Origin of the sequence: Vibrio sp. FF266 (assembly GCF_041439695.1) — a bacterium.
Lineage (GTDB): Bacteria > Pseudomonadota > Gammaproteobacteria > Enterobacterales > Vibrionaceae > Vibrio > Vibrio tasmaniensis_A.
In genome coordinates, this window is the sequence record NZ_JBGOOO010000002.1 from 53,058 (window position 1) to 74,365 (window position 21,308).

General features: G+C 45.1%; 15 protein-coding genes. 7 read left to right on the forward strand and 8 right to left on the reverse strand.

The window, feature by feature from the left end; all coding sequences use genetic code 11:
• Window positions 1-228 precede the first annotated feature (228 nt).
• From acnB to ACED59_RS02075, 7 genes are all read left to right on the forward strand, one after another.
• Window positions 229-2,817 (forward strand): bifunctional aconitate hydratase 2/2-methylisocitrate dehydratase, encoded by a 2,589-nt coding sequence (gene acnB / locus ACED59_RS02045; protein ID WP_029223851.1) that lies wholly within the window; start codon window positions 229-231, stop codon window positions 2,815-2,817.
• A 267-nt stretch (window positions 2,818-3,084) separates the two neighbouring features.
• Window positions 3,085-3,453, forward strand: coding sequence for a YacL family protein (locus ACED59_RS02050; RefSeq protein ID WP_029223087.1), 369 nt, complete (start codon window positions 3,085-3,087; stop codon window positions 3,451-3,453).
• Window positions 3,454-3,679: 226 nt separating this feature from the next.
• The gene (glnK, locus tag ACED59_RS02055; protein ID WP_004738200.1) at window positions 3,680-4,018 is read left to right on the forward strand and encodes a P-II family nitrogen regulator; all 339 of its coding nucleotides are present in this window, start codon (window positions 3,680-3,682) and stop codon (window positions 4,016-4,018) included.
• Between the two features lie 27 nt (window positions 4,019-4,045).
• Complete coding sequence (locus ACED59_RS02060) at window positions 4,046-5,275, forward strand: ammonium transporter (RefSeq protein WP_017097325.1); 1,230 nt, start codon at window positions 4,046-4,048, stop codon at window positions 5,273-5,275.
• A gap of 164 nt (window positions 5,276-5,439) precedes the next feature.
• The gene (locus ACED59_RS02065) at window positions 5,440-6,456 is read left to right on the forward strand and encodes a Fe(3+) ABC transporter substrate-binding protein (protein WP_012604721.1); all 1,017 of its coding nucleotides are present in this window, start codon (window positions 5,440-5,442) and stop codon (window positions 6,454-6,456) included.
• A 243-nt stretch (window positions 6,457-6,699) separates the two neighbouring features.
• Entirely contained in the window at window positions 6,700-8,325 is a 1,626-nt protein-coding gene (locus tag ACED59_RS02070; protein WP_017097324.1) for an iron ABC transporter permease, read from the forward strand.
• Entirely contained in the window at window positions 8,325-9,353 is a 1,029-nt protein-coding gene (locus ACED59_RS02075; RefSeq protein WP_017097323.1) for an ABC transporter ATP-binding protein, read from the forward strand. The genes ACED59_RS02070 and ACED59_RS02075 overlap by 1 nt, the downstream gene beginning before the upstream one ends.
• Before the next feature lie 157 nt (window positions 9,354-9,510).
• Here the strand turns inward: ACED59_RS02075 and ACED59_RS02080 are convergent, their stop codons facing one another.
• The 8 genes from ACED59_RS02080 to ACED59_RS02115 form a co-directional block, all read right to left on the reverse strand.
• Window positions 9,511-10,923 carry a phosphoglucomutase/phosphomannomutase family protein gene (locus ACED59_RS02080; protein WP_009847570.1) on the reverse strand — a complete coding sequence of 471 codons (1,413 nt, stop codon included), beginning with the start codon at window positions 10,921-10,923 and terminating at the stop codon, window positions 9,511-9,513.
• Between the two features lie 74 nt (window positions 10,924-10,997).
• On the reverse strand, window positions 10,998-13,403 hold the full coding sequence (locus tag ACED59_RS02085) for a GH36-type glycosyl hydrolase domain-containing protein (protein ID WP_017097322.1): 2,406 nt from the start codon (window positions 13,401-13,403) through the stop codon (window positions 10,998-11,000).
• Between the two features lie 127 nt (window positions 13,404-13,530).
• Entirely contained in the window at window positions 13,531-15,477 is a 1,947-nt protein-coding gene (locus ACED59_RS02090; protein ID WP_017097321.1) for a beta-N-acetylhexosaminidase, read from the reverse strand.
• 12 nt (window positions 15,478-15,489) lie between these two features.
• On the reverse strand, window positions 15,490-16,374 hold the full coding sequence (locus tag ACED59_RS02095; protein ID WP_017097320.1) for an N-acetylglucosamine kinase: 885 nt from the start codon (window positions 16,372-16,374) through the stop codon (window positions 15,490-15,492).
• A 2-nt stretch (window positions 16,375-16,376) separates the two neighbouring features.
• The gene (locus ACED59_RS02100; protein ID WP_017097319.1) at window positions 16,377-18,098 is read right to left on the reverse strand and encodes a glycoside hydrolase family 9 protein; all 1,722 of its coding nucleotides are present in this window, start codon (window positions 18,096-18,098) and stop codon (window positions 16,377-16,379) included.
• A 113-nt stretch (window positions 18,099-18,211) separates the two neighbouring features.
• Window positions 18,212-19,207 (reverse strand): ABC transporter ATP-binding protein, encoded by a 996-nt coding sequence (locus tag ACED59_RS02105; RefSeq protein ID WP_009847565.1) that lies wholly within the window; start codon window positions 19,205-19,207, stop codon window positions 18,212-18,214.
• An 87-nt stretch (window positions 19,208-19,294) separates the two neighbouring features.
• Entirely contained in the window at window positions 19,295-20,278 is a 984-nt protein-coding gene (locus tag ACED59_RS02110; protein WP_009847564.1) for an ABC transporter ATP-binding protein, read from the reverse strand.
• Between the two features lie 2 nt (window positions 20,279-20,280).
• Window positions 20,281-21,306: an ABC transporter permease gene (locus ACED59_RS02115; protein WP_017097317.1), complete on the reverse strand. Its 1,026-nt coding sequence runs from the start codon at window positions 21,304-21,306 to the stop codon at window positions 20,281-20,283.
• Window positions 21,307-21,308 lie beyond the last annotated feature (2 nt).

A 21,308-nucleotide genomic window follows, 5' to 3' on the forward strand; every position in this document is an offset into this window, starting at 1 on the left:
GTGGGACTTTCGTCTTAACTTGCTATGTTGGTCAAAATGATAAGATTTTAATTTAACGTTAAATTTGCTATTCTACCGCCCACAGTTTGGCCTCTATGATGCCGCTCATCAATACAAATTGAATGACAAAAATGGCAATGGAGAGCCAAGTTTCCAAGGATGTTCGCTTCTTTATTTTACTAATAATTATGAAGGTAAGAAGTGAACCGCAATGAGAGGAAAAAAGTCGTGCTTGAAGCCTACCGTAAACACGTCGAAGAACGTGCTGCCGAGGGAGTTGTCCCAAGACCACTAGATGCTGAGCAAGTCGCTGGCCTAGTTGAACTTCTAAAGAATCCACCTCAAGGTGAAGAAGAAATCATTCTTGACCTACTAGAAAATCGCATTCCACCGGGTGTAGATGAAGCTGCTTATGTAAAAGCTGGCTTCCTTACGGCTATCACTAAAGGTGAAGTAGCTTCTCCACTAGTAAGCAAAGCAAAAGCTGCACAACTGCTTGGTACTATGCAAGGTGGTTACAACATCGAGTCTCTAGTGTCTCTGTTAGACGATGCTGAGCTTGCTCCAATCGCAGTTAAAGCCCTGTCTCATACTCTACTGATGTTCGATGCGTTTTACGATGTAGAAGATAAAGCGAAAGCAGGTAATGCTTCAGCACAACAAGTACTTCAATCTTGGGCTGATGCTGAATGGTTTACAGCGAAAAACAAAGTAGCGGAAAAGATCACCGTTAAAGTATTTAAAGTTACCGGTGAAACTAACACTGATGACTTATCACCAGCGCCTGATGCATGGTCACGTCCTGATATCCCAGTGCACGCGAAAGCGATGCTGAAGATGGAACGTGATGGCATTACTCCTGATGAACAGGGTAGCGTTGGTCCAATCAATCAAATTGAAGAAATGCAAAAAGACGGCATTCCACTGGCTTACGTTGGTGATGTTGTTGGTACAGGTTCTTCACGTAAATCGGCAACAAACTCAGTACTTTGGTTCATGGGTGAAGATATCCCATTCGTACCAAACAAGCGTACTGGCGGTGTTTGTCTGGGTGGTAAAATTGCACCAATCTTCTACAACACAATGGAAGATTCAGGCGCACTACCCATTGAACTGAACGTACAAGACATGAACATGGGCGATGTCATTGATATCTACCCGTACGAAGGTGTTGTTCACAAGAACGGTTCTGTGATTTCAAACTTTGAGCTAAGCAAAGTACTTCTTGATGAAGTGCGTGCTGGTGGCCGTATTCCACTGATCATTGGTCGTGGCCTAACGGGTCGTGCTCGTGATGCTCTAGGCCTAGCTGAAACCGATCTGTTTGCTAAACCAATCGATCCTTCTGCTTCTGATAAAGGCTACACATTAGCTCAGAAGATGGTAGGTAAAGCGTGTGGCGTTGAAGGTGTGCGTGCGGGTCAGTACTGCGAACCTAAAATGACAACGGTAGGTTCTCAAGATACTACCGGTCCTATGACGCGTGATGAGCTGAAAGATCTGGCTTGTCTTGGCTTCTCTGCGGATCTTGTGATGCAGTCTTTCTGTCACACATCAGCATACCCGAAACCAGTTGATGTAAACACTCACCATACACTGCCTGATTTCATCATGAACCGTGCAGGTGTTTCACTTCGTCCGGGTGATGGTGTTATCCACTCATGGTTAAACCGTATGCTTCTTCCTGATACTGTAGGTACAGGTGGTGACTCGCATACTCGTTTCCCTCTAGGTATTTCATTCCCTGCTGGTTCTGGTTTGGTAGCATTTGCTGCGGCAACAGGCGTTATGCCTCTTGATATGCCTGAATCTATCTTGGTTCGCTTTAAAGGCGAAATGCAACCGGGTATCACACTACGTGACCTAGTACATGCAATTCCGCTTTACGGTATCAAGCAAGGTTTACTAACGGTAGAGAAAGCAGGAAAGATCAATGAGTTCTCTGGTCGTGTACTAGAAATTGAAGGTGTTGAGCACCTATCTGTTGAGCAAGCATTTGAACTTTCAGATGCATCAGCTGAGCGTTCTGCGGCAGGTTGTACGGTTAAGCTATCTCAAGAGTCTATCGATGAGTACCTGAACTCGAATATCGTCATGCTTAAGTGGATGATCGCTGAAGGTTACGGTGATGTTCGTACGATTGAGCGTCGTATTACCGCAATGGAAGAGTGGTTAGTGAACCCTGAGTTGCTATCTGCTGATTCAGATGCGGAATACGCACACGTTATCGAGATTGATCTTGCTGACATCGATCAACCAATCCTATGTGCACCAAACGATCCAGATGATGCTCGTCTTCTTTCTGACGTTCAAGGCACTGAGATTCAAGAAGTGTTCATCGGTTCTTGTATGACCAACATCGGTCACTTCCGTGCTGCAGGTAAGATGCTAGAAGAGTTTAATGGCTCTTTAAATACTCGCCTATGGGTTGCTCCGCCAACTAAGATGGATAAAGACCAACTGACAGAAGAAGGCTACTACGGCATCTTCGGTCGTGCTGGGGTTCGTATTGAAACTCCGGGTTGTTCATTATGTATGGGTAACCAAGCTCGTGTTGCTGATGCTTCGACGGTTATGTCTACGTCTACTCGTAACTTCCCGAACCGTTTAGGTAATGGCGCGAACGTTTATCTGGCTTCTGCTGAGCTTTCTGCTGTTGGCGCGATTCTAGGTCGTATCCCAACGAAAGAAGAGTACTTAGCGTACGCTGAGAAGATTAATGCAACGGCTGCTGATACATACCGTTACCTGAACTTCCATAAAATGGGTCAGTACACGGAAAAAGCAGACACGGTTATCTTCCAAGAACCAGCTTAGTTCCTCGTTATATTTGTAGCTGCAGCGTTGTTGACTGCGTACGTTCACCCTAATCACATAGAGCTTCTATGCTCATAGGGATGAACGTACTTGTCGCCTAGCTGCAACTCCAACTATTTAGAGGAACCCAAATGATAGAGCGTCTACTTCGGTAGGCGTTTTTTTATGTCTGAATGTTAGTTTACGAGCGACTCGATCTCTTGATGACTTCGCTATATACTCTCGCCTCATTTTTTACCCTATCTGTCATTAGTGCGCGGAGCCTTTATGGAATTTGAATTTACACGAAACACTTTAATGGGCGAGTACTATGTAAAGTGCAGCATGGGTCATGAAATTGTTGGCCGCTGGCTTCAAGAAGAGATCGGGAAAGATAAGCAGAAACTGGATCATGTGATGGCGTTGATTGAGCAATCTCGACAAGATCTGAGCAATGAAGTGACGCTACTAGGCAAAGAGATCAGCCTAGCGATCAATGAAGACGACGTAACGATTCAAGAAAATGTGCTAGGGCACGAACAAGAGATGGAAGAGGGCAGTGAGTTCGATTTCTATAATTGTGAAAGCGAAGCAAGCTGCGGAATTGACGATTTCGAGTTGCTCATCGAACGTTGGATTGATTTTTTAGGTTACTAGTTGCTAATGATTTTGCATCGTGAAAGTTTCGTTGCCCAAAACTAGAGCAACGACAGTGCAACGCATTAAGATAGTGAAAAGGCCGCACCACATTGGTGCGGCCTTTTTCGTTTCCAAAACGGTATTGTTTCTATTTTATTTAAAATCAACAACTTAAATTTCTGGCACGCTACTTGGATTGTAATAAGAGTATTAACGGATTAAGTGAAGAATTTAAGGAAAGAATATGAAATTAATAAATGCCATTGTAAAGCCGTTCAAATTAGACGATGTACGCGAAGCGCTCTCTGATGTGGGTATTGAAGGTATGACGGTTTCTGAAGTGAAAGGCTTTGGTCGTCAGAAGGGGCACACTGAATTGTATCGTGGTGCAGAGTACCAGGTGGACTTCCTACCCAAGGTAAAGCTAGAGATTGCAACCCAAGCTGAAAATGTTGACCGAGTTGTTGAAGCGATTAGCCAAGCGGCGCACACCGGAAAAATCGGCGATGGCAAAATTTTTGTGTATGACCTAAGCCAAGCCGTACGAATTCGTACTGGTGAAATGGATGCTGAAGCACTTTAAAGAATTACAAGGACTGGAGACTTTAATATGGAACTTACAACAACAGTAACGGAACTACGTTACGCATTAGACACTTTTTTCTTCCTCATCTCAGGTGCGTTGGTCATGTGGATGGCTGCAGGCTTCGCAATGCTTGAAGCTGGTCTAGTTCGTTCAAAGAACACCACAGAAATTTTAACTAAGAACATTTGTTTGTACGCGATTGCTTGTACGACTTTCTTAGTCGTTGGTTACAACATTATGTATGTCGATAACGGCGAAGGTGGCTGGTTACCGTCATTTGGTACTCTGATTGGTACTCAAGGTGAAGGTGCAGACCACTCATTAGAATCAGACTTCTTCTTCCAAGTCGTTTTCGTTGCAACAGCAATGTCTGTGGTATCTGGCGCGGTTGCTGAGCGAATGAAACTTTGGTCATTCCTTATCTTCTCTGTCGTGCTAACAGCATTCATCTACCCAATGGAAGGTTACTGGACTTGGGGCGGTGGTTTCCTATCAGAAGCCGGCTTCAGTGACTTTGCTGGTTCAGGTATCGTACATATGGCTGGTGCTTCAGCAGCGTTAGCGGGTGTTCTTCTGCTGGGTGCTCGTAAAGGTAAATATGGTAAGAACGGTGAGATCTACCCGATTCCAGGTTCAAACATGCCACTGGCAACGCTAGGTACATTTATCCTTTGGTTTGGTTGGTTCGGTTTCAACGGTGGTTCTCAACTTATGGTTTCTGACTTTGAGAACGCGACAGCGGTTGGCCAAATCTTCCTTAACACCAACGCAGCAGCAGCAGCAGGTGCTATCGCAGCACTACTAGTATGTAAAACGACTTGGGGTAAAGCTGACCTAACAATGATTCTTAACGGCGCGTTAGCTGGCCTAGTAGCAATCACTGCCGATCCTTTATCACCATCACCTTTATTTGCTGTAGCGATTGGTTCGGTATCTGGTGCATTGGTTGTATTCAGCATCATCGCTCTAGACAAAGCTAAGATTGATGATCCAGTAGGTGCTATATCGGTACACGGTGTGTGTGGTTTCTTCGGTCTAATGGCTGTGCCACTAAGCAATGCTGATGCAACGTTTGGTGCTCAACTATTGGGTGCAGCAGTAATCTTTGCATGGGTATTCGGTGCTAGCCTAGCGGTATGGGCAGTGCTTAAAGCAACAATCGGTATCCGAGTAACTGAAGATGAAGAACTTGAAGGTATGGACATGCACGATTGTGGTGTCGGCGCCTATCCAGAGTTTGTGTCTGTAAAATAGAACATTATGTATTAATCCATAATTTACAAATATTTACATATTACCCACTTGAAACCTGCTCTCATGAGCAGGTTTTTTTGTGCTCTATCATTGAAATTAATATTTTAATAAATATAATAACGCAACTGATATAGATTATCATTTCGATATAAAGGACTTTACCAATGAAAAAATTGCTAACTCTTTCAGCTCTAGCATGTAGCGCAATCGCACCAACGGCTGCAATCGCTGCTGAAGAAGTAAACGTATACTCTTACCGTCAACCTTTCCTTGTTGAACCTATGTTTGATGAGTTCACAAAAGAGACAGGCATCGAGGTGAATGTTAAGTTTGCTAAGAAAGGTTTAGCAGAGAAGCTAGCTCAAGAGGGCGAATACAGCCCAGCAGATGTGGTATTAACTGTTGATATCAGCCGTCTATCTGAGCTAACTGAAAAAGGTTTAGTTCAAGCTGTAGAAAGTGATGTTCTAGAAAAGAATATCCCAGCTCAGTACCAAGACACAGCTAACGAGTGGTTCGCTCTAACAACTCGTACACGTAGCGTTTACTCTTCTCGTGACCGTGTTGGTCGTCTAGGTGAAGATTTCACTTACGCTGATCTAGCTAAGCCAGAATTCAAAGGTAAAATCTGTACACGTAGTGGTAAGCACCCATACAACGTTTCTCTAGTATCTTCGATGATTGCTCACAAAGGTGAAGCTGAAACGAAAGAATGGCTAGAAGGCGTAAAAGCAAACCTAGCACGTAAGCCTCAAGGTAATGACCGTGCACAAGTTAAAGCGATCAAAGAAGGTCTATGTGACGTTTCTCTTGGTAACAGCTACTACCTAGGTAAGATGGTTAACGATAAAGAGCAAAAAGCTTGGGCTGACGCTGTTTACCTTAACTTCCCTAACCAAGAGACAACAGGTACTCACGTAAATATCTCTGGTATGGCAATGGCTAAATTCTCTCCAAATAAAGAGAACGCAGTTAAGCTAATGGAATTCCTATCTGGTGACGTGGCGCAAGGCATGTACGCAGAAGTGAACTACGAATACCCAGTTAAAGCTGATGTTAAACCTTCAGAGCTTGTTGCTTCTTGGGGGGAATTCAAAGCTGATACAATTTCTCTAGACCAGATTGCTGACCACCACGCAGCTGCAATCAAGCTACTAGACGAAGTCAAGTTCGATCTATAATTTTTTACTGTAGGCTTCGGCCCAAGTAAAATGACAGCCTCAAGTCGCCATTCCGGTAACTTGGGGTTGTTTTGTTTTGGAAAATCACTTTTTGATACAAAGCTCCCCGTTAATCCCCAGAGTTATGAGCATCTCACCTTGAAGTCATTACAGTATATGGGTATAAATAACCCCCCATTAAAAGGATATGAGATGTATTTGCAAATGCATTTGTGTTTCATTAAGCCTCGTTGTAGTTAGGCGATGAAAGAAAAGAATTATTTATGGAACACCAGTAGCTGCATCATTGCTGTATTGCTGGTTTTACCGATTTTAGCGATTTTTACGACTGCTGTTGGAGAAACTGATGAGCTATTTTCTCATCTTATGTCCACAGTAATGCCCACCTATACTTATAATACGGTGGTTTTAGTCATAGGAACCTTATTCCTGTCTTTGGCTTTTGGTATTCCGTCAGCTTGGATTATGGCAATGTGCCGTGTTCCAGGAGAGCGCGTTTTACAGTGGGCGTTAGTGCTGCCATTAGCAATGCCAGGCTATATTGTCGGGTATATCTTTACCGATTGGTTCGACTTTGCAGGTCCTGTTCAAATTCTGCTACGAGATTTAACAGGTTGGGGGCCCGGAGAGTACTGGTTCCCAGACATTAGAACCTTGTTCGGAGCTATTTTTGTTCTGTCACTTGTTCTCTACCCCTATGTTTATTTGCTATGCCGCGCGGCTTTTATGGAGCAAAACGTCTCCTTATTACAATCCGCTCGGTTGTTAAAGTGTTCACCTTGGGAAAGCTTTCGTCGTATTTCCTTGCCGCTTGTTCGTCCATCAATGGCGGTCGGTCTATCACTGGTTGCAATGGAAACCATTGGTGATTTTGGTACCGTAAGTTACTTTGCAGTCAATACCTTAACGACTGCGGTTTACGATACTTGGTTAGGTTACTCAAGCTTAACGGCTGCTGCGAAAATATCGGCGATCATGCTGGTTATTGTGATCCTACTATTGAGTTCAGAGCGATACAGCCGTCGCAAACAGAAATTATTCCAGAATCAATTCAGTAGTCGTGAAGATTTTCGTTACGACCTTTCCGGTTGGAAGAAGTGGTTAGCATTGTTTTGGTGCTGGGGATTGGTGTGTGTCGCATTCTTGTTCCCTCTTGCCCAGTTAATGATTTATGCCTACAAATATTTTGCTCAAAGCTGGACCCCGGAATTTAGAGAGTATGCCGTTAATAGCCTTTATGTTTCGGTAGTTGCTGCAATTATTGGTGTCGTTATTGCTTTGATTGTGAACTTCAATCAACGTGTTAGCCCAAGTAAGAAAAATCAGGCTTATATGCGTATTGCTTCCATGGGCTATGCCGTTCCAGGCACCGTGTTAGCCATTGGTGTGATGGTCCCAGTTTTGTTTATGGATCACTTAGTCAACGACATTGCAAAAGTGATGGAATGGACAGGACCAGGTTTGATCTTCTCTGGTTCTATGTTTGCACTTATCTTTGCCATGGTCGTGCGTTTTTCAGCGGTTGCAATTGGCAGCATTGAAAGTAGCTTGAGTAAAGTTTCTCCTTCATTGGATATGGCATCTAAAACAATCGGCTGCAATACCAACCAGATGTTACGTCGTGTTCATTTACCTTTGATTAAACGAGGCGCATTGATCGCCGGGTTATTGGTGTTTATCGAATCAATGAAAGAGTTAAATGCGGCATTACTGCTACGCCCTTTCAATTTCGAAACATTGGCGACTTATGTTTATAACTATGCCTCAGATGAGCACCTAGAGTTGGCGGCGATGCCTGCTGTATTATTGGTGTTAGTGGGTTTAATTCCTCTGATTATCGTAAACCGTTCCTTGGAGCAGAAACACTAATGAGTTGTGCATTATCAATTAAAGATCTGACTTGTAAGTACGAGTCCCAAACTATTTTGGAATCTCTTTCTTTAGAAGTTGAGCATGGTGAAATTGTTTGTCTGCTTGGTGCCAGTGGTTGTGGTAAGACTACGCTGCTTAAAGCGATTGCCGGCTTGCTTCCATTGAGTAGTGGCGTCATGAGCTTGAACTGTCAAACCATCGACGATGGAGACAACTGGTTACCACCTGAGCAGAGAAACATCGGAATGATCTTTCAAGATTACGCCCTGTTTCCGCACTTGACGGTAAACCAGAATATCTGCTTTGGCCTCAAAGGCCTCTCTGAGCAGCAAAAGAAAGAGAAAGTTCAAGAGATGTTGGAGCTAGTTCACTTAGATGAATTCGGTGACCGATACCCACATCAACTTTCTGGTGGTCAACAGCAGCGCGTAGCGATTGCTCGTTCTTTAGCGTACAAGCCAGACTTATTGTTATTGGATGAACCCTTCTCAAATATTGATACTCAAGTTCGCCATGAGTTGATCTCTCAGATTCGTAAAATATTTAAAAAGCAGGGTGTTACTGCTATTTTTGTAACGCACAGCCGTGAAGAAGCATTCGCTTTTTCAGATAAAATGGCGGTAATGAACCATGGTGTGATTGAGCAATATGGTTCAGCATCTGAGTTGTACTTCCACCCATCGAGTAAGTTTGTTGCTGATTTCTTAGGTGGTGGTAGCTACTTGAATGCACAGCGTATTTCAGATAATGAATTTGAAACGAGTTTGGGCCTGATAGAAGCGAAAGCACAAACTCAGATCGAAGTGGGAGCGGAATGTGCGTTGTTGCTAAGACCACAGCATATCGTGGCGAGTCATGATGTCGACAGTAACCTGTCTGTGTTGGAACAACAATTTATGGGCGACCACTGTCGCTATGTGATTGAAGCTAACGGTCAGAAACTGTTAGCAACGTCTTCTGAGGCTCTAGGTGTTGGTATGCCAGTCACCGTCAAAGTAGATACCAAAGGTGTGTTGGCGTTTTAATGATACGCAGTAAGTATCGTTCTGCCGAAAAGTAAAATGCATTCGTAAAAAAGCCCAGCACTTTGATACAGAGTACTGGGCAAGAGTTCTTCACCTATAGGCTTTAACAAGGCAGTGGTTTGTTAAGTCCCATTCAAAACTGCTGCACTCTATAAATCTATAGAGAGAGGAAGTCTTTCACTTTTTGAAGAACACGTTCTGCAGTGTCTTTATCTTCCATTTCTGCGAAGATTCGCAGTAACGGCTCTGTTCCGGAGAAGCGAGCAATGACCCACCCGCCATTCTTGAAGTACACTTTGGCACCATCTTCATAGCTAACTTTTTCAATTTCGTATTCAAATTCAGGCAGTTGCTTCTCTACGTAAATCTTGGTGTAGAGCGCTTCTTTCTCTGAAGGCTTAAACTGGCAATCTCCTTCTGCCGTGTAGGCATAGCCATACTTAGAGTAGATTTCATCAAGTAACTCAGATAACTTTTTACCTGTTACACTGATCATCTCAACCAGTAAGCTTGAAGCAAATACGCCATCCTTACCTTTGATATGACCTCGAATGGTTAAACCTCCCGAGCTTTCACCACCAATCAGTGAATCATCTGCTTCCATTTGAGAGCTGATATGCTTAAAGCCTACAGGAACCTCAAAGCTCTTCTCACCATGATCTGCCGCTACTTTGTCGAGTAGATGCGTGGTGGCGATGTTACGAACGACAGAGCCCTTCCAGCCTTTGTATTCCAGTAAGTAGTAGTAAAGTAGGAGTAGCACTTCGTTAGGATGAATAAAGTGACCTTTCTCATCAATGATGCCTAAACGGTCGGCATCGCCATCAGTACCAATACCAATGTCATAGCCTTCAGCTGCCACTAAATGTTTTAGGCGGTATAGCGTTGCTGCATTTGGGGACGGCATAAGACCGCCGAAATCTGGGTTCTTACCATCGTTGATTACGTCGACATCACAGCGACCGTTGATCAGTACGGTTTGCAGAGCATTTTTCGCAACACCAAACATTGGGTCAATCAGTACGCGCAGGTTGGCTTTCTTTATCGAGTCGATATCAATGAAGTTGATGATTGAATCAACAAAGTCGTTCATCGGGTTGATGATCTCGATTTCTTTGTCGTTTAACGCTTGTTCGAAATCGACTCGTATAACATCTTCGTTGGTCAGTGTTGCGATTTGCTGTTCGATCTTCTCTGTGATGATCTCGTCAGCATCGCGTCCACCTTCAATGAAGATCTTTATGCCGTTATAGTCCGCTGGGTTGTGAGAAGCGGTAATACACGCAGAGTAAATACATCCCATCTCTTTTGCTTGGAACATCACGATAGGTGTTGGAACGAACTTATCAATGAAGCTTACTTTGATGTTGTTCGCCGCAAGTACTTCTGCAAACCAGCATGCCGCTTTATCTGAAAGGAAGCGACGGTCATAGCCAATAACGAAGCCATTCTTGGCTGCATCTTCATTATTAATGATGTTAGCGAGCGCTTGCGCTACAAGGCGAACATTGTCTCTGGTGAATTCTTCACCAATGAAAGCGCGCCAGCCACCTGTACCAAATTTAATCATTAGAAAATCCTTTTAGTCTCATTGCCTCAAGTCGATAAAGACTTGAGGCAAGAGCTGTTCGTTAAATTAAGTGACTAGCCTAGAACAACGACAACATCGTTCACGCTGCCTTCTGCTTGTACTGGGATTGCACCTTCAACTGACTCACCGTTGATAGTGATAGAGGTAACCCCTTTGCTTACTGCATTCGGGTTTTGCACTGTGATGTTGTAAGTCGCGCCACGCCATTGACGAGTAACCTCGAATTCCGGCCAATCAGTCGGGATACAAGGATCAATCGTTAAGCCTTCAAAGCCTGTGCGAACACCAAGAATGAAGTTGGTTACCGCAAAGTAAGCCCAACCCGACGTACCTGTTAACCAAGGGTGGTTTGCACGACCGTGGTCTTGGTGGTCTTTACCCATGATGAACTGCACGTACGAGTATGGTTCTGCGTAGCGTGTTTCAATCATGTCATTTTGGTTGTACGGGTTCAGTGCGTCGTAGAATTTCATCGCACGGTCACCACGACCTAGCTTCGCTTCTGCTACCCAAGCCCATGGGTTCGGGTGAGAGAAGATTGCGCCATTCTCTTTTACGCCTTGATAAACGCGAGTCACAAAGCCGATATCATCGTTTGGTGTTGCGAATGAAGGAGAATTTAGGTGCAAGCCGTATTCAGAGAATAGGTTCTCATCAACAGCGTCCATCGCTTTCTCGCCACGCTCTTGAGAAACCGCGCCAGATAGAACCGCTAGCGTGTTTGACTCAAGGTGTACACGACCTTCAGCTTGTTGAGCGGTACCGATCTTGTCGCCATTTTTTGTTAGACCACGGATGTACCAGCCACCTTCGTCATCCCATAGGTGTGTTTCACAGGCTTCACGTACGTTCGCGGCCATTTCTGTGTATTTAGCAACGTCAGCATCGTTATTGCGGAACTTAGCTAGGTCTAGGAATTCTTGTAGAGCCCAGAAGTGCAGGAATGAAACCATTGAAGATTCACCGCCACCAAGGTTCAAACAGTCATTCCAGTCTGCACGAAGGCCCTTACAGATACCTGTTTGCCCCACGTATTCTGCAGAAAAGTTCAGTGCCGCTTTCATGTGTTCGTAAACGGTCGCTTCGCCACCGTCTGCGTATGGAATTACTTCATCAAAGAAGTCGTGTTCACCTGTTTCCATTACATATTTGATGATGGTCGGAACGATCCATAAGTGATCATCAGAACAGGTGTCTTCAATGCCGTGGATCTTATCGTCATCTGAAGGCGTTGGAACAACCGTTGGTGATTTCGATGGCTCAACGTCTGCTTTCTCTGGATCGAACCAGTCTGGATCGAATAGGTGTAGACCGTAGCCGGCTTTCACTTGGCCACGAAGCAGGTCGATAATACGTTTCTTAGTCATTTGTGGGTTGGCATGAGGTACTGAAATCGCATCTTGCGCAGTATCACGGTAACCAAGGCCAGTACGACCACCCACTTCAATGAAGGATGCAAAGCGAGACCAAACAACACAGGTTTCCGCTTGGTATAGCGTCCATGTGTTGATCATTGTGTCTAAGCCTTCGTTTGGAGACTTAACTTGGAATTTGTTGCAACGCTCGTCCCAGTGATCTTTGATACCTTGGAAAGCGGCATCGACGTTGGCTGTGTCTTGGTACTTTTCACGTAGGCGCTCGCCGTTTCCTTTACCGATACCGAGTACATAAGCAAAGCGAACTTCTTCACCCGGCTGAATAGTAAATTGCTTGTGCAGAGAACCACAGTGGTTGTAACAGGTTTGAGCGCTGTTAGAACATTTACCGTTCTCAACGGCAATTGGGTTCGCTTCATCACGGTACATGCCAAGGAAGTTATCACGTTGGCCGTCGTAGCTGTCTGGTGAGAAAGTTGAAGCTAGGTAGTAGAAACCTTCAAAGTCGTTAGTGTTGTAGTACAGGTCGTATTCAAGAACACCTTCTTGGTAAGACGTCCCCGCAGAGTACAAAGACATCTGATGGTTCTGATTATCCGATTGGATGTGGCTGAACGAGAACTCAACAAATGAGAAAGTGCTGATGGTTCTTGGCTTGTCAGTGTTGTTCTTCAGCACGACGTCCCAAACTTCCGCATCTTCACCTTTAGGAACGAATAGCGTTTTAGTTGCTGTAATACCGCTGTATTCACATTTGAACTTTGAGTATGACAGGCCGTGACGAACTTCGTAGTTCGCTTCATCTAGGCTCTTTGCCACTGGTTGCCAAGAGATAGACCAGTAATCACCCGTCTCATCATCACGTAGGTAAACATAGTGTCCTGGACGGTCGAAGGTGCCGTTTGGACGGAATTTAGTAACACGGTTGTATTCCGGAGAATTGTAGAACGAGTAGCCGCCAGCATTGTGCGAAATCACGGTACAAAACTTTTCAGTACCTAGGTAGTTGGTCCAAGGTGCTGGTACATCAGGGCGAGTGATGACGTATTCGCGATTATCGTTATCGAAATAGCCGTATTTCATTGTCATTTCCTTTTTAACAAACTGCATCTATGCAGCTAATTTTTAAATAATGATGCTGAGTCGAATCTGACTGAGCACCTTAATCAGGGGAAGCAAGCACTCGACTTGAGTGTGCTTTGGTTTCGTTTTATTCAGCTTTCCAAGGGTTGCGATAATCAACATTGAGTCTGTCGAGTAATAGCAGGTGGCCCTTTAGGCGAGATAGGTAATCTAGCCAGTTTCGGTTGTTTTTATGTGTCCAACATCCTTCAGCTAAAGCGCTAATTCTTGGAAATACCATGTAATCCATGCGCTTTTGATTGGTAACGATCTCACACCATAGAGCACACTGAATTCCGCGGATCCGCTTACGAATTGGATCGGTGTCGGATATCTCAGCGAGGGCTTCGTAGGTATAAGCTTGTTCTAAGGGGATAACGGCAGCCCAATCTACGCCCGGTTCTTCCGGTGCATAATCTTGGGTCATGTCGAGATAGGTAAACTGTGCTGGTTGCAGCACCACATCAAAGCCTTGGCGAGCACAATTGATAGCGGCTTCTTCACTGAGCCATGAATAGATGATGGTCTCTTTGCTCACCTTGTCGCCGTGCTGTGCTTCTTCCCAGCCCACCATGCGCTTGCCGAGTTGCTTGAGTTTGTTTTCGGCATAGCGGAATAGGTGACCTTGTAGATCTTTGCTGTCTTGGTACTGGTGCTCTTTCATCAGTGCTTGAGCGGCAGGGCTATTGGTCCACACACCGGGTGGTACTTCGTCTGCGCCCATGTGGATCAATTCGCTAGGGAAAAGCTCTGCAACTTCTTCAATCACAGCATCTAGGAATTGGTAAGTACCCGGTAAACCTGGATTTAGCACGTTGTCGTTGTAGTGCTGAATACTCTTGTATTGTGTGGTGTCTGCTTGCTCAACTAGCATGTCTGGTAGTGATTTTATCGCGGCGCGGCAGTGGCCTGGGATGTCAATCTCAGGGATCACCGTGATGCTGCGTTGCTCTGCGTATTCAATGACTTCGCGAATCTGTTGCTGCGTGTAGAAGCCGCCATAGTTATCCGCAAGGTGCGTGTATTGTGGCTCTAATGCATGATCAGGACCTCGCCAAGCGCCGATTTCAGTCAGCTGAGGCAGGCTCTTAATCTCAATTCTCCAACCTTCATCGTCAGTTAGGTGCCAATGAAATACGTTGAACTTGTAGTGCGCCAGTTGATTGATTAAACGCTTCACTTGCTCTACCGAGTGGAAGTGACGCGCGCAGTCCAACATCATGCCTCGGTACTTAAAGCGAGGGTGATCGGCGATTTTGCAGCATGGAATAGAAAAATTTTCGGCATCCAGTTGTTGAATCAATTGAATCAGACTTGCCACGGCGTGTGTAAACCCAGACTGGCTACCTGATTCAACAATTATTTGTTGTTCAGTAATGCGGAGTTTGTATTCTGCTTCGTCTAATGTTGGATTGCTGCGAAATAGAATGTCGCCGCTTTCGTCTTTTGAAAGTTCAGTTGAAAGCTCATTCGAAATCGACAGTTCAAAGGTAGAAAGTAACTCTTGCTGCAACCAAGAGACGGCTTTATCTGCAAGGTGAGATTGAACCTCAATCTTGCATTCACAGCTTAGCGCGAAACTACCTTGCTTGAGTTCGATCTGATTTGGTTGAGGAATCAATGCTATCTCAGAAGCGTTGACTTCAGGTATTTGATTGCGTTCACGGTATGGCGAAGTCAGTACTATGGGTGATATAGCGACAGGCAGTACCGATGTTTCTCCATCATGATGTGATTGGATAAATGCATCATTAAGGCCATCAGAATAGAAGCGGAATGGGGCGCTTTGAATACTGAATTCAAGGTAGTAATGGTTATTGGCCTTTAACACGGGCGAACTTGGTTTGAACGAGCAATAGCTTCCAACTTGAGTCAGTTCACCTTGCGATAGACTCTCAGGAAGGATGAATCGGTCAAATGCAAAATGCAGAGACCAATCTTTTACGTCGAGGTCACTTAAATTATGTACCGTAAGGCCAAATCGGCAGTTATTTTTTTGTTCAGAAAGAACAGCTAAGTCGATGCGATAATTCATATAACTTCCCTGCTAAGCCTGTTGATACAAGTTGTGTTGTGACTTGCCGGCAAACATCAATGCGCCTTCGATAGCGTCAAATTGAGGTTTAACGATCCATTGTTGTACTGGTGGTGATAGCCAGTTGAGAATACGCTCAGCGATACTTCCCATTAAGCACACCTTGTCAGCGCCTTTTCGATGCAGCGCTAATACAAACATTTCGATATCGGCTGCAGTCTGCTTAAGCATCTCTATAGCCAGTTCATCGCCTTCATTTGCCAGTTGAAAAATGACGGGAGAGAATTGACCGTAATCTTTTGGAATCGCGCCTTTTGACCATGCCACGATCGCATCAACATCATTATTGAAATGATTCATAACATGTTGAGTCAGTGGGGTTTTGTTACGAATACCATCTTCAGCGAGTAGAACTTGCTGAATTAAACGAAGGCCCATCACTGCGCCGCCGCCTTGGTCAGAAATTGGAAATTCACGACCACCAACCACGTGTTGTTCGCCGTTGTTTAGGTAGATACCACATGAACCTGTACCACCAATCATGATCGCGCCGTCTTGGCTATTATGTGCACCAATACATGCACCATAGGCGTCTGTATTGAGTGTCATACTTGCGAAAGGGTGTGCTTGTGCCATGAAGTCGAGCCATGCTGACTTCTGTTCAGCACCAGCTAGCGCCAAACCAACATGCATATTAGAAAAATCGTTAGAGTTGAGTTGCCCTTGTTGTGCGGCTTTAGTAATCGCATCAACAATTGAACTCATTGCAACATCGACACCCAAAAGGATGTTGGCACTTCCACTTTTCGCTTCACCAATGAGTTTGCCTTGGTCATCACGAATGCGAGCACGGCAAGATGTGCCGCCACCATCAATACCTACGTAGTAAAGCGTCATGATTATTGCTCCTTACTTTGTGCTAGGAAGTTGAATTGCGCAGCCGTTGCTAGCAAATACCACGCCCCATGAGGGATCCATTGTTCACCCCAGCGCCAGTTTTGAAGCATGTCGTCTTTCTGTGCTGGTGGGTTGAATGCGATGTCTTGTTCGTCTTCGAACCCTGCCGTTATGCCATTGCAGATCCCGCCCTTGGCATTGAAGAAACCAAGCTGTGGTAGGTAGTCTGGGTTGTTATGACCGTGGCCATCAAGCATGCACATGTGGTAAGGATTCAATCCTAAAATCCAATCAAGGCTGTTTTGTGAAAGTTGGATTAAGCGCTTTTGAAGATCGGCATTTTGAATGTGTGGTTGAACTAAGTACGCCATGGTCGCAATTGAGCCAAGACGCGCGTTTTCGCCTTGCCACCAGTAGCCAGTTTCGTTTTGTTGAGCGACGAAGAAGGCATCACGTTTATCACCATCGACAGATTTAACGTATTGTCTTGGGTAGCCAAATGGGTTGATGACTTTGTCGGTAATGTTGATTTCGAACTGACAAGCTTGCTCAACAACCACACGTGCTTGTTCTTGCAACTCAGTGTCAGTTTCATTATCGATGTACTCGCACAGAGCAATTACAGGAAGGCCAGCTTCAGCAGCATGGAAATAGGGGCGAGAGCCATCAGAGTTTGCCGACCAGAAGTGCGTAACTGAATCATCGGATTGCTGACGAGAGATCAAGCGGCTAGCCCAAGTTCTTGCTTCTGATAGGTATTGCTCGTCCTCTGTTACTCGGTACAGTTCATTGGCAGCGAGTAGGGCACAATATTCATCGATGATGTTTTCTTCGCCATCGTTTAGGTACTGCAGGTTATGTTCTTTTAGGTGCCAATAACCGCTAACGGCAGTTTCAAGATAAGTTTGGCTCGAGTAACTGCCCGAGGTTTCAAGTTCAGATGCAGCAGCTAATGCGGCGATAGCAACGCCCGCACCTTGTCGGTAGCCCGCTTGCAAGTCCGTTGATTTGTTACCTTCTTGAGTGGCGTATGCGCAGATGTCACGTTGATTGATGTCTTTACTCCACTTGTCGAATACCGTCATGTAAAAGTATCCGTCAGCGTCTTGCATACGCACTAAGAAATCGGCACCGAATAGGGCTTCTTCCACTAAACGAGTCATAGAGAATTTAGGAAAGTCTGAGTTATTGCTAGTCAAGCGCACGCTTTTTAGCATGTTCCAAACGACCATTGGAATTTGTTGTGGGTTAAGGTAGTTGCCATAAGATAGGTGGCTAAAGTACTTACTTACATCACCCGATGCGTCGTACCAACCGCCATGAACATCGACGTATCTGTCAGTGCCCATAATTTGTGCTTGTCGATCTTTTTTGTCGAAACTACCGCCACAGCGTTGTGACTTAAAGTAATGAAGCACATCAGAAAACGTGTGGTTCATTAATAGGTTGCTACCAATCTCAAATACTTCAGAGCGTAGGTTGTCAAAACGTAGGTAGTAGCGACCTGATTCAGTGAATGAACTGAAATCGATAGTGAAGAATTGCCCTTGATGCCAATTTGCTACGCGGCCTTGTTTAACCACATCAAAACTTCCGACAGTGATATGGTTGTCGGCACACACCAAAAGTGCAGTCGTACTTGATAAGCGAGCTTTCTTCGTTTGCAGAATAGCCTGCTTTGGAGCCGTGGATTCGTAGCCAATATGGTTGGTCAATAACAGCATCAATATTCTCCGACAGTCCTAGTTTCTACTGGCTAGGTACTTGAATGTTTTGGATATAAAATGTTTTGGATATAAATAGTTAGGGCCCGCAGACCCTAACTTGGTTTTATTGCTTAGCTTTCGTGTAGGTAACAACGCACAAAGTGGTTATCAGCTAACTGCGTAACCCCTGGTAACTGCTCTTTACACTTGTCCATTGCATGAGTGCAACGGCCTGCAAATGGGCAACCTGCAGAGACTGGTGTCCAAAGAGGGATCTCACCTTTGTTGCCTGCGAGTTGTTCGTGGATCGATTTTTTAGGATCTGGAACCGCAGAAACAAGCAGTTGGGTGTAAGGATGCTGAGGGTTAGCAATCACATCATCGGTATCGCCCCATTCCACCATGTGTCCTACGTACATCACTGAAAGATCTTCAGCAATGTAACGAGCGGTTGCGATATCGTGGGTGATGTAAAGTAGAGACATTTGTTTCTCAAACTTCATTTCTTCCATCAGGTTCAAAACACCAGCACGAATCGATACATCAAGCATCGATGTTGGTTCATCGGCTAATACAACTTCTGCACCAACTGCAATGTTACGGGCTAGGTTGACACGTTGACGCTGACCACCAGAGAGTTGATGAGGGTACTTTTCTGCCGTTGCTTGTGGTGGCACTAAGCCAACTTGCTCTAGAAGATCGTACACACGTTCCTGTAACTCTTTCTTGTTGCCCGGAGATACTTTTTTGTGGATCAACAATGGTCGAGCTATGTGGTGAAAGATGTTATGTGTTGGGTTCAGGGAACCAAACGGGTCTTGCCATACCATCTGCACGCCTTCACGGTAGTGCATAAGATCTTTTCTGCTTGAGATCTCTTGGATATCACGACCTTTGTATTCGATCGTACCGCCCGAAGGTGCGTACATTTTTGCGATCATTTTTGCTGTTGTTGATTTGCCTGAACCTGACTCACCAACCACAGCTAGGCCACGACTTTTATACATCTTGAATGATACGTCGTTAATCGCACGCATCATTGGGGTTTGAATTGTGGTACTGCTTATTGGGAAGTCTTTTACGACATTCTTGCCTTCTACCAATAATTGACCGAAATCTTTGCTCATAATTGTCTCCAGAATCCTTATTCGCTTTGCTTGCATTTCGGCGGTCGAGCCGCCTTATTCGTTATTCACGCTGAATCAGCGTGCAAGCTATAGCTTCCTTTGTACTATTGGGTCACCGTACAGGTGGCAGTTAGACAAATGTCCCGGGTCGATAGAACGCAGCTTGGTTGGCACCTTGGTACACGTTTCATGTACACGATCACAACGAGCTTGGAAACGACACCCTTCAGGGATCTCTAACAGGTTCAGAGGGTTGCCCGGAATGCCTGCTAGTTTTGTCTTTGGCCCTGTTAGTGGAGGGAAAGAACTTCCCAGCCCTTTGGTATAAGGGTGGTAAGGGTTTTCTAGAATATCTTGAGCATTGGCAACCTCAATGAGCTCACCTGAGTACATGATGCCGATACGGTCAGAGAACTCGACCATCAATGACAAGTCATGGGTGATGAACAGAATCGAGAAGCCAAACTCTTCTTTTAGTGCATAGATCTTTTGCAGGATTTCGCGTTGAACAACCACATCAAGTGCGGTCGTTGGCTCATCCATAATGATAAGCTTTGGATTCAATGCTAAAGCGATAGCAATAACCAAGCGCTGACGCATGCCGCCAGAGAATTGGTGAGGGTAGTCACTCAATCGGCTCGGGTGAATATCTACGATTTCAAGTAGACCTTCAGCGCGTTGCTTAGCTTGCTCACGAGTCATGTTGGTGTGACGCATAATTACGTCACAGAACTGCTCTTCCATTGGTAATACAGGATTGAGTGCGTTCATCGCACTCTGGAATACCATCGACATCTCGCTCCAACGGAACGCTTGCATACGGTCATCACTGTATTCAAGGATGTTCTCACCATTGAAGATAACCTCACCACCACTGATGTAAGCGGGCGGCTTATGCAGACGCATAAGAGAGAAAGCAACAGTTGATTTACCACAGCCAGATTCACCAGCTAGGCCGAATACTTCACCTGGAGCAATGTCGAAACTTACGTTGTTACACGCACGTACATCGCCAGACTCTGTGATGTAATCCACGCATAAATTGCGGATAGAAATTAGTGGTTCAGACATGATTATTTATCTCCGCTCCAAAGTGCATTTTGTGGTGGTAGTTCAGGTTCACGTTCTTCTTTGTCTTGTGCTGCTAATTTCTTCCAACGCTTCATGCCTTTGTGAGAACGCAGTTGCGGGTTGGCAATTTCATCGACAGCGAAGTTAAGTAGAGCAAGACCAGTTACAAGTAGTGTCAATGCGATACAAGGAGCCAACAGTTCCCACCAAGCGCCAATCAGCATTGATGAAGAGGTTTGAACGTTGTAAAGCATGATGCCCCAGCTGATTGTGTTCGGGTCACCAAGACCTAGGAACGAAATCGTTGCTTCCATCATGATTGCGTACATCACCGAGCCGATGAAGCTCGCGCCAACGATAGAGATAAGGTTTGGAAGAATCTCTACGAAGATAATACGGAATGAAGATTCACCCAGAACTTCAGCGGCTTTTACAAACTCTTTTTCACGCAGTGCTAAGGTCTGGGAACGAACAACACGCGCGCCCCAAGCCCAGGACATAAAGCCGATAACCAAGGTTATGGTGAGTGGCCCTGCCTCACCGATAAAGGCTGCAACTACGAACAGTAATGGGTATTGAGGAATAACCAGCATGATGTTCATTGCGGCTGTCAGAACATCATCGACACGGCCGCCAAAGTAGCCAGCGGAAACACCGATAACCGTTGCTAGTAAACATACGGTAAGACCCGCACCAAAACCTACAGCAAGAGATACGCGTGCGCCGTATACCACTTGTGACCAAACGTCACGACCCATACGAGTTGTGCCCAGTACGTGGTCTGCCTTCTTAGATATTATCAACGTACGACGATCGTCTGCTAGGTTTTGAGCAACCCAGCCATCCGGGTTAGTTTGTGCAGACTTAACCACGAAGCCAGGGTATTCGTGTGGATTACCTGTACGTTTGTCTGGCACATGTTTTGTGATCAATGGAGCCGCAATAGCACCAAGAATAAAAATACTTAGGATGATGACGCCGGTTAAGGCCATCGGGTTACGCCAAATGAGTTTTAGAATATCTTTCATGA

Coding starts and splice junctions, on each gene's coding strand:
- ACED59_RS02075 (WP_017097323.1), top strand. CDS start 8,325: ATGAGTTGTGCATTATCAATTAAAGATCTGACTTGTAAGTACGAGTCC.
- glnK (WP_004738200.1), top strand. CDS start 3,680: ATGAAATTAATAAATGCCATTGTAAAGCCGTTCAAATTAGACGATGTA.
- ACED59_RS02090 (WP_017097321.1), bottom strand. CDS start 15,477: ATGAATTATCGCATCGACTTAGCTGTTCTTTCTGAACAAAAAAATAAC.
- ACED59_RS02105 (WP_009847565.1), bottom strand. CDS start 19,207: ATGAGCAAAGATTTCGGTCAATTATTGGTAGAAGGCAAGAATGTCGTA.
- ACED59_RS02080 (WP_009847570.1), bottom strand. CDS start 10,923: ATGATTAAATTTGGTACAGGTGGCTGGCGCGCTTTCATTGGTGAAGAA.
- ACED59_RS02115 (WP_017097317.1), bottom strand. CDS start 21,306: ATGAAAGATATTCTAAAACTCATTTGGCGTAACCCGATGGCCTTAACC.
- ACED59_RS02085 (WP_017097322.1), bottom strand. CDS start 13,403: ATGAAATACGGCTATTTCGATAACGATAATCGCGAATACGTCATCACT.
- ACED59_RS02070 (WP_017097324.1), top strand. CDS start 6,700: ATGAAAGAAAAGAATTATTTATGGAACACCAGTAGCTGCATCATTGCT.
- ACED59_RS02050 (WP_029223087.1), top strand. CDS start 3,085: ATGGAATTTGAATTTACACGAAACACTTTAATGGGCGAGTACTATGTA.
- ACED59_RS02100 (WP_017097319.1), bottom strand. CDS start 18,098: ATGCTGTTATTGACCAACCATATTGGCTACGAATCCACGGCTCCAAAG.
- ACED59_RS02110 (WP_009847564.1), bottom strand. CDS start 20,278: ATGTCTGAACCACTAATTTCTATCCGCAATTTATGCGTGGATTACATC.
- ACED59_RS02065 (WP_012604721.1), top strand. CDS start 5,440: ATGAAAAAATTGCTAACTCTTTCAGCTCTAGCATGTAGCGCAATCGCA.
- ACED59_RS02060 (WP_017097325.1), top strand. CDS start 4,046: ATGGAACTTACAACAACAGTAACGGAACTACGTTACGCATTAGACACT.
- ACED59_RS02095 (WP_017097320.1), bottom strand. CDS start 16,374: ATGACGCTTTACTACGTAGGTATTGATGGTGGCGGCACATCTTGCCGT.